Below are 7,330 nucleotides of genomic sequence, written 5' to 3'. Positions count from 1 at the left end.
GCTGATGAGTTATTTCCCTATTGTGGCTTAGAAGCTGCAAAAAAAGAAACCGAGATCAACAGGGTATGGCGGGATTTACATACCGCAAGTCAGCATGCTTTATTAACGTTTGAATAATTAAGAGGCTCTTATTAATTGTTTTAACAATACAATCTGCCCTAAATGATAATGAATATGCTCTGCACTGCCCTGTAAGTTCTTATAAGTTGATGAATAACCGGGCAAAATAGGCGATAACAAGCGGTTTTTATCCACTGCCCTGATAGCTGTAGCCAATTCCTGTGCAGATTTTAGATGATCATCTTTGAGTTGTTGCCATGCTTCTTCAGTGGCTAGTTGAGGAACATTGTATCCGTTATGCTCATCTTCAGGTATATTAACCCCATTGATTCGCTGTACCATTAGCCTGTTCCAGAACATTAAGTGATGTACCAATGAGGCGATGGTATTTACACTAGCATTGGTTAAAGTAACCGCTTCGCGTAGCGTCACATCATTTAAGGTGGAGTTGACATCAACTTCAGTCCAATTATTTCCTTCATTTACTTCAATAATATGCTGTGCAATGAGTTCTGTAATTTTCATGTTTCCCTAATTTACAATAAACAATTCCCCTTGCTTTTATAAATGTATTGCTAAAGATTTTGTTTTCTAAAAATACTTGGTGTTGTACCGGTATGCTTTTTAAAGAACTTGATAAAATAAGACTGGTCGTTAAAATCAAGTTGAATGGAGATGTCGGCTATAGAAAGCTTCATATTGATCAGTAGTCGCTTGGCTTCCAGAATGACCCGATCGCGAATGAGCTGGCCTGCTGATATGCCCAGATAATCATTTGTCACTGCATTAAGGTGATTTGGGGTAATGTTTAAAGTTCAGCATATTCTTTGGGAAACCGCAGGCTGATGTAGTTGGCTTCAATCAGTTTCCTGAAGCTTTTAATAATGGTATAGTGGTACGAATTATTTTTTACCGGGTTGACGATGGCCATGGCTCTTGAGACCTGGATAAAAATTTGCAGCATCAATAGCCTGGATAGATCTGCACTATACAGGAATGTATTTTGCCATGCCCAAAGATAAGTAAAAACCCTATGTTGTGATTTTTTTAACGTATAACTCATCAACAAGAATAATGACAATAACCAATAAGGGCACAGCGAGGATAATGCCTAAAGCACCAGACAAAGTACCCATGATCACCTGGCTTACAATGGTCAATGCGGGTGGCAGGTTGATGATTTTCTCCTGGATAATCGGTGTAACGATACTGCTGACTATCATTTGTGAAACGACATAAATCAAGGCCGTGATGATGGCTGTATTGGTGCCAATGGTGAGGCCAAGTAAAATCCCTGGAACCATAGCTACTAGTGAGCCAAAATTTGGAATGAGTTTCAGCATCCCCGTAATTAACCCTAACACAAGAGCTACGGGTATCCCCATAATCGTTAAACCGATAGTAATTAACAGGGTTATCAACACCATGGAAATAACCGTGGCTTTAAGCCACCCCTTTAAATCATGGATAATGCGTTCAATAACCGCTTGAAAGAGCATCTTTTTGGTTTTTGGAACGAGTTTTAACATCCCGTTTTTATATAGAATAGGATTTGCGGTAAAAAAGATCCCCAGCAAAATTATAATGTATAGATTTCCCAATACACCAAAACTGGTGCTAAAAAAATGCTGCGCCGTATTGAGCAATTTTTCTGAATTTTTTCCAGAAAGATGGTTAAGCACCTTCAATCCTGTAGGTGTTTCAGCAAGCTTTAATTTAACATTGTTAATGGTGTTAGGCAGGGTGTCATTCAAAATCGAGATTTGATTTTGAATCTTGGTGCCCATAAACCAGAATAATGAACCAATAAGGAGAAATGTTCCGGCGATAGACACAAACATACTGAACCACCTGTTGAGTTTGGTGTTTCGTTGAATTACATCACCCAATCCATGGAAATATAAAGATATAAGCGCACCTGCAAGAACCATCAATAACACATTAAAGGCCACCCTTGCGATGAGAATGAATACCACAAGCAGTGCAACAATGATAACCGTTTGCCAAACTTTTTGAATATAAGTAGTTTCTTCTGTAGTCGTTTTTTCAGACATTTTTATTTGCTGAGCGTGTGTAAGGAATAGCGTAACCTGTAATAGTATGGAAACACCAGTAAGGGAAACATTGTTTTTTCCTTAAGCCGTTACCTTAACAATTATAAAGAACTATTCGCTTATATCAGCCCAAATTGTCATTAAAAGCTACAAATTTTGAATATTAAATTGTGAAGTAACCTGTATAAAATAAACACATATTACACAATTAATATAATTATTAAATCAGAATAACATATTTATGTAATATTGTAATAATATATTATCTCAATTGATTTAATTGTATATTCGATCATTCACGGTTAACCTATGCTAAAAATTAATCCAGTTTGACTAATGTTTAATAATCTATAACTCTTTAGATATAGTGCTTTTTAACCTCTCAATTTTAACAAGATGCTATTCAACTCACTCAATTTCGCCTTTTTTTTACCCGTTGTCTTTTTCCTTTATTGGTTTTTCTTTAAACGAAGTCTTCCTTTACAAAACCTTCTATTGTTGGTCGCCAGTTATTTTTTCTATGCTTGCTGGGACTGGCGTTTTCTTTTTTTACTGGTCTTCTCCATTCTTCTTGATTTTACTACAGGAATAAAGATTGCGCAGGCCACCAGACCAGGAGTCAGAAAATTCTGGCTCTGGCTAAGTATATCTATTAACCTTGGCCTGCTGGGGGTTTTTAAATACTTCAATTTCTTTTCAACATCCTTTGCGGAGGGCCTCTCTGATATAGGGCTGCAGGTAAACCCCATGACTTTGAATGTAATTTTGCCCATAGGTATATCCTTTTATACTTTTCATGGTTTATCTTATATCATTGATGTTTACAAAAATAGAATTGAACCAGAAAGGAATTTTGTGGTTTACTCCGTCTTTGTCAGTTTCTTCCCGCTGCTGGTAGCTGGCCCCATCGAAAGGGCAACACACTTGTTGCCACAGATCAAAAAGAAGCGTAAATTTAGCTATACACAGGCTGTTGATGGTTTAAGACAAATTCTCTGGGGTTTGTTTAAAAAGGTAGTTATTGCTGATAATTGCGCCTACTTTGCAAATATGATCTTCAACAATTCTGGAGATTATAGCGGCAGTACACTTGTTTTGGGCGCTTTGTTCTTCACATTTCAGATTTATGGTGATTTCTCTGGTTACTCTGATATAGCCCTGGGCACAGCAAAATTATTTGGGATTGAACTTTTAAAAAACTTCAACTATCCTTATTTCTCCAGAGATATTGCTGAATTCTGGAGAAGATGGCACATCTCACTTTCCAGCTGGTTTAAAGATTATGTCTATATCCCTTTAGGCGGCAGCAAAGGTGGTAACTGGATGAAAATACGCAATACCTTTATCATTTTTATCTTAAGTGGTTTCTGGCATGGGGCAAACTGGACCTTTATTGTTTGGGGCTTCTTAAATGCACTGTTTATCATACCTTCTATACTTTTAAAAACCAATAGAAGTAATATTGATATTGTAGCCAAAGGTAAGCTTCTTCCATCTCTTCGTGACTTATTCCAAATTATACTCACTTTTAGCTTAACAGTTTTAGCCTGGATTTTCTTCAGGGCAAAAGATCTTCACCATGCCTTTCAATACATTGGTGGCATTTTTTCGCCTTCGCTATTGACCACCCCAGAACTTAATAGAGCTGGCGTCATTATTCTCTTACTGGTTTTCATTTTCTTTATTATTGAATGGTTAGGAAGGGAAGGGCATTTCGCAATTAACCATATCACCATTTTCCCCAGACCAGTTAGCTGGGCCATTTACTTTGCCCTCATTTTGCTTTTATTCTCCTTTCAGGGAGAGGAACAAGCCTTTATATACTTCCAATTTTAGCTACTCATTTAAAGAATTATAAAACGGACCATCCCTTCATTATTAAAATCTTGACCATGAAAAAGTTCCTTACCACATTTATATTCTTTATACTTTTTATCCTGATTTCCGGCGAAATCATTGTCAGGGTATTTAAACTAACACCCGACATTCCCCATATGTATGTAGATAAAACGGGCATACAACGGTATATTCCGGGTCAATCAGGCTATTTTGCAGATTCAAAAATTCAATGGCATGTAAACCAATACGGCTGGCTAGGTATTGCAGATGTAAAGAGTGACTCTACTATAGCTATTATTGGAGATTCTTATATTGAGAATATGATGAACCCCATTTCCTGCAATCAGGGTACCATCCTTCAATCCTACTTTAAAGATTATGCTTTTTTTGAGGCGGGCAGATCTGGGGTTACTTTTATTGAAGCAATGGAAATTACCAAACTGCTAGATTCAACGGTCAAGCCCCTTACACATTTAATTTATATGACCGACGATGATATATATGAAAGTGATGCAAGTCATAGGTTATACGACAGAATGCAGCTCAATTTGAAAACAAATACCATTATCAACGGTGAGGTGAAGGCCCCTGGTTTTAAAAAGATTTTGTACAATATGAAGGTGATGTATTATTTATATTTAAGATTCCCTTTATTTGTGAACAAAAAGAACAAAGAAGCTTCTCAAGGAGGTAAAAAACCTAAAAAAATAGATGTTAAGCTAATCAATAGCATTTTAAGTTACAGCAGCAAGCACTATGACCTTAGAAAAATAGTTTTGGTCTTCCATCCAGAATCCACCGTGGAACTTCTAACCATTGCCAGAAATTATGGCTTTAGCACCATGACGACTCATCAAACTGGAGACCTTAAAAACTGGACAGTAAGCAGTAAAGACAGTCATTGGTCTTGTTATGGCCACAATGAAGTAGCCCTGCAAATAAAAGCTCAATTAACAGCTTATATTAAAAACAATGAAGCTAAGTCAAAGATCGCTTTAAATAGATAAACAGTAAGCAAGGGCAAGACCAAAAAAAGAGACCGTATCACCTCTTGTCATACGGTCTCTCCATTAACATGAACTGGTTTTATTCTTCTGCAGCCTGCTCATTAATAAAGCTTTCTGCCACTTGCGTTAAAGCAACGTCGGTTGCTTTTTCGTTATCCAGGGTTTGCTGCAATAATTCTACTACATCAGTATGGCCCATATTCTGAGCAAAAGTGCGCAAGGTGCCATAGGTAGCAATTTCATAATGTTCTACTTTCTGAGCTGCAAGAATAAGTCCTGCATCTCTGATTAAAGTACCTGAATCTGTATCGTCAATAATACCTTCAGCTTCTTCCAGTAAACCTTCCATTGCATCGCATTTTTTTGCACTTGCTTTTTCACCCAGCAGTTCAAACACCTGTTCCAATGTTTCTATATGAACTTGTGTTTCCTGTGTATGTTTATCGAAAGCAGCAGCAAGTTCAGGACTTGTAGCAGCTTTTTTCATCTTTGGCAATGCTTTAACCAAATGTTTCTCCGCCCAGTAAATATCCTTTAGCTCATCTACAAAGAATTTATGAAATTCTGAATCTTCCATTTTACCTGTTTTACCAGCTTTTGGTGAAGATGCCTTTTCAGCTTTTGTTGCCGTAGATTTTGTGGTACTTGTTTTTGTTGTAGTTGCCATAATAATTTTCTTTATAGGTTTCTGATTCGTTGTATATAACCTATATTTATTCAGAATGTTTGAGGAAATGTATAATATTCATGCTTTTTATTTTTTAAAATGAAATCAAAAAAACTGTTTTACAAACAGTTATGAATATTTACTTTTTATCTTACCGGAATTAACAAAAAACATTAGGTTTACGTTAATTTTGCAATTCGGTATTATTTACTGTTGAATAATTAAAAACTTAATATGATTATTGTTCCTAAAACGCGTGGTTTTATCTGTCTGACTTCTCATCCTAAAGGATGCGAACAAAATGTAAAAAATCAGATTAACTATGTAAAATCAAAAGGTCTTATCGAAGGCCCAAAAAAAGTATTGGTTATCGGCGCCTCCACAGGTTTTGGATTATCCTCTAGAATTACCAGTGCTTTTGGATCTAATGCTGCTACAATAGGCGTATTTTTTGAAAAACCTGCTGCACCGGGCAAACCAGGTTCTGCGGGTTGGTATAACACATCTGCTTTTGAGCATCAAGCACATGAAGCTGGTTTATATGCCAAAAGCATTAACGGTGATGCTTTTTCAAAAGAAATCAAAGAAAAAACCCTCGACCTGATCAAAGCTGATCTTGGACAGATAGATTTAGTTATTTACAGTTTAGCTTCCCCAAGAAGAACACATCCAGAAACAGGAGTGATTTACAATTCTGTATTGAAACCAATTGGACAGTCTTTCAGCAATAAAACTGTAGACTTTCATACTGGAAATGTTTCAGAAATCTCTATCGAGCCCGCTAATGAGCAGGAAATTGAAAATACAGTGATGGTAATGGGTGGTGAAGACTGGGAAATGTGGATTGATGCTTTAAAAGCAGCAGACCTTTTAGCGCCAGGTGCTACTACAGTTGCTTATTCTTACATTGGTCCATCGCTTACAGAAGCCGTTTATCGTAAAGGTACCATAGGCAGGGCAAAAGACCACCTGGAAGCCACCGCTTTCAGCTTGTCTGATAAGTTAAAGGACATTAACGGAAAAGCATACATCTCTGTTAACAAAGCTTTGGTTACGCAAGCCAGTTCTGCAATTCCTGTAATTCCTTTATATATTTCATTGCTGTATAAAGTAATGAAAGAGAAAGGCATTCATGAAGGTTGTATTGAACAAATTCAACGCCTGTTCCAGGATCGTTTGTATAACAATGGAGAATTGTTGTTGGATGAAAAAGGAAGAATCAGGATTGATGATTTAGAGATGAGAGCTGATGTGCAGGCAAAAGTTGCCGAATTATGGGCACAAGCCACAACAGAAAACTTACCAGACATTGGCGACCTGAAAGGCTATTCTACAGATTTCTTTAATTTATTCGGTTTTGAAGTCCCAGGTGTGGATTATGAGGCTGATGTGAATGAAGTGGTGACCTTACCAGGACTGCAAAATTAATTATTTTATATTTTTATACTGATATTCAAATAATTATACCTACGTTTGTAATTCAATTTTTAATAACAATACAATGCAAGAAGGAATAGTAAAATTTTTTAATGAGTCTAAAGGTTTTGGTTTTATCGTACCAGCAAATGGTGGTGCAGAAATCTTTGTTCACTCAAGTGGCCTATTAGGCGAAATCCGTGAAAACGATAAAGTTTCTTACAATGAAGAACAAGGTCGTAAAGGATTAAATGCAGTAAATGTTCAAGTAATCTAAAGTTCCTTAT

The 7,330-nt window shown here is 36.6% G+C and carries 9 protein-coding genes and 1 pseudogene; 5 read left to right on the top strand and 5 right to left on the bottom strand.

The features are described from left to right. A pseudogene (locus ACR2F7_RS11515) lies at positions 1-117 on the top strand (acyl-CoA dehydrogenase); the annotation flags it as partial. Here the strand turns inward: ACR2F7_RS11515 and ACR2F7_RS11510 are convergent. From ACR2F7_RS11510 to ACR2F7_RS11495, 4 genes are all read right to left on the bottom strand, one after another. Next, positions 118-585, bottom strand: coding sequence for a DinB family protein (locus ACR2F7_RS11510; protein ID WP_432713707.1), 468 nt, complete (start codon positions 583-585; stop codon positions 118-120). 50 nt (positions 586-635) lie between these two features. Continuing rightward, positions 636-842: a helix-turn-helix domain-containing protein gene (locus ACR2F7_RS11505; protein WP_432713706.1), complete on the bottom strand. Its 207-nt coding sequence runs from the start codon at positions 840-842 to the stop codon at positions 636-638. Between the two features lie 26 nt (positions 843-868). Then, positions 869-1,024 carry a hypothetical protein gene (locus tag ACR2F7_RS11500; RefSeq protein WP_432713705.1) on the bottom strand — a complete coding sequence of 52 codons (156 nt, stop codon included), beginning with the start codon at positions 1,022-1,024 and terminating at the stop codon, positions 869-871. A 67-nt stretch (positions 1,025-1,091) separates the two neighbouring features. Further along, complete coding sequence (locus tag ACR2F7_RS11495; protein ID WP_432713704.1) at positions 1,092-2,114, bottom strand: AI-2E family transporter; 1,023 nt, start codon at positions 2,112-2,114, stop codon at positions 1,092-1,094. A gap of 396 nt (positions 2,115-2,510) precedes the next feature. Between ACR2F7_RS11495 and ACR2F7_RS11490 the strand changes: the two genes are divergently transcribed. After that, on the top strand, positions 2,511-3,950 hold the full coding sequence (locus ACR2F7_RS11490) for an MBOAT family O-acyltransferase (RefSeq protein ID WP_432713703.1): 1,440 nt from the start codon (positions 2,511-2,513) through the stop codon (positions 3,948-3,950). A 56-nt stretch (positions 3,951-4,006) separates the two neighbouring features. Further along, positions 4,007-4,960: a hypothetical protein gene (locus ACR2F7_RS11485; RefSeq protein ID WP_432713702.1), complete on the top strand. Its 954-nt coding sequence runs from the start codon at positions 4,007-4,009 to the stop codon at positions 4,958-4,960. A gap of 79 nt (positions 4,961-5,039) precedes the next feature. Here the strand turns inward: ACR2F7_RS11485 and ACR2F7_RS11480 are convergent, their stop codons facing one another. Further along, positions 5,040-5,627: a ferritin-like domain-containing protein gene (locus tag ACR2F7_RS11480; protein ID WP_432713701.1), complete on the bottom strand. Its 588-nt coding sequence runs from the start codon at positions 5,625-5,627 to the stop codon at positions 5,040-5,042. Positions 5,628-5,861: 234 nt separating this feature from the next. On the opposite strand from ACR2F7_RS11480, the gene fabV reads away from it, so the two are divergent. Next, positions 5,862-7,055: an enoyl-ACP reductase FabV gene (gene fabV / locus ACR2F7_RS11475; RefSeq protein ID WP_432713700.1), complete on the top strand. Its 1,194-nt coding sequence runs from the start codon at positions 5,862-5,864 to the stop codon at positions 7,053-7,055. A 73-nt stretch (positions 7,056-7,128) separates the two neighbouring features. Further along, entirely contained in the window at positions 7,129-7,320 is a 192-nt protein-coding gene (locus ACR2F7_RS11470) for a cold-shock protein (protein WP_354331103.1), read from the top strand. The last annotated feature ends 10 nt before the right edge of the window (positions 7,321-7,330 follow it).

Origin of the sequence: Pedobacter sp. (assembly GCF_045628745.1) — a bacterium.
Taxonomy (GTDB): domain Bacteria; phylum Bacteroidota; class Bacteroidia; order Sphingobacteriales; family Sphingobacteriaceae; genus Pedobacter.
Note: the sequence above shows the minus strand (reverse complement) of the source record. Positions and strands in the feature narration are given on the sequence as shown.